Source organism: Paraburkholderia sediminicola, assembly GCF_046027355.1.
Lineage (GTDB): Bacteria > Pseudomonadota > Gammaproteobacteria > Burkholderiales > Burkholderiaceae > Paraburkholderia > Paraburkholderia sediminicola_B.
In genome coordinates, this window is record NZ_JAQQEK010000108.1 from 1 (window position 1) to 1,285 (window position 1,285).

Below are 1,285 nucleotides of genomic sequence, written 5' to 3' on the forward strand. Positions count from 1 at the left end.
CCCTGCGGCGTCGTAGGTGTAAGTCGTCACCTGGCCTTTGCGGTCGGTCACCGACGCTATCTGTCCGGCGCTGTTCCACGTATACGTCTCGCTGTGGCCCAGCGGATCGGTCTTGCTCACCGGGCGGCCAATCGCGTTGTACGTGTAAAGCGTGGCTACGCCCTTCGGATCGGTCTCACCAAGCAGATGGCCGTTGCGGTCCCGCGTGAAGCGCGTCACACCGCCCAGCGCATCGGTGACACTGGTCGTACGGTCCAGCGCGTCGAGCGTTCGTGCCGTGCTGTCGCCCAGCGGGCCCTGCACCGCCGTCACCCGACCTGCGGCGTCGGTCGTGAACTGCGTGGTGCGATTTAGCGGATCGGTGATCGCCGTGAGGTCCGCGCCGGTATAGGTGAACTTCGTCACGCCCTTGAGGGCGTCCGTCACCGTAAGCGGGCGGCCCTGGTTGTCGTTCGTCTGCGTGGTGCGGTTGCCCAGCCGGTCGGTCACCGTCAGCAGATTGCCCTTTACGTCGTATGTGTAGACGGTGTTCACGCCGCGCTGCGGGTCGCCGGCCTGCGCTTGCGTCAGCAGCTGGCTATAGCTGTCGAAAGTAAGCGTCACCAACGCACCGTATTGATCGGCCTCGCTGATGCGGTTGCCATTCGCGTCATAGGTGTACGTGTACTGGCGATCGGTCGAGGTGAGATTCGTCACGCGTCCATTTGCATCGCGCGTGAAGGTCTGCACCTGTGCGACCGGTTGACCCACCGGGTATGTGTTACTCACCACCCGTCCGTTTGCGTCGAACATCACGCGCCGGATGCTGCCGCGTCTGTCCGTCACATCGGTCTGCGTGATCTTGCCGTCCGTCACCGTGTAGGCGAAACCAAACGTGCTACCGTCAGCGAGCTTCTGGGCGGTCACGCGGTCGCTGTCGTCGTAGGTGTTGACGATCTGCTGGTTGCCTTCGGGATCGGTCACGCTCACCAGACGGCTCTTCATGTCCCAGCCGTACTTCCACACGCCGCCGCCCGCATCCGTCACCTGCGTGAGGCGGTCCTGGCTGTCGTACTGGTAGTTCACCTGGCGGTTCAGCGGGTCGGTGATGCGCGAGATCAGTGGCGTGCCGCGCGCACCCACGATTGACGCGAACGTCAGCGTACGTCCATTGGGACTGGTGATGCCCGTGATCGCACCGGTAGTGCTGTTCCGGTTGATCGCCACCGTGTTGCCATTGCGGTCCTGCACGCGGGTCAGCCGATAAAGGCCGGCGATCATCGTGAACTGCCGTACGCGACCGTCA

At 63.7% G+C, this 1,285-nt stretch carries 1 pseudogene; it reads right to left on the bottom strand.

Annotated elements, in window-relative coordinates:
* Nucleotides 1-1,285: pseudogene (locus PQR42_RS45465) on the bottom strand (RHS repeat-associated core domain-containing protein); the annotation flags it as partial.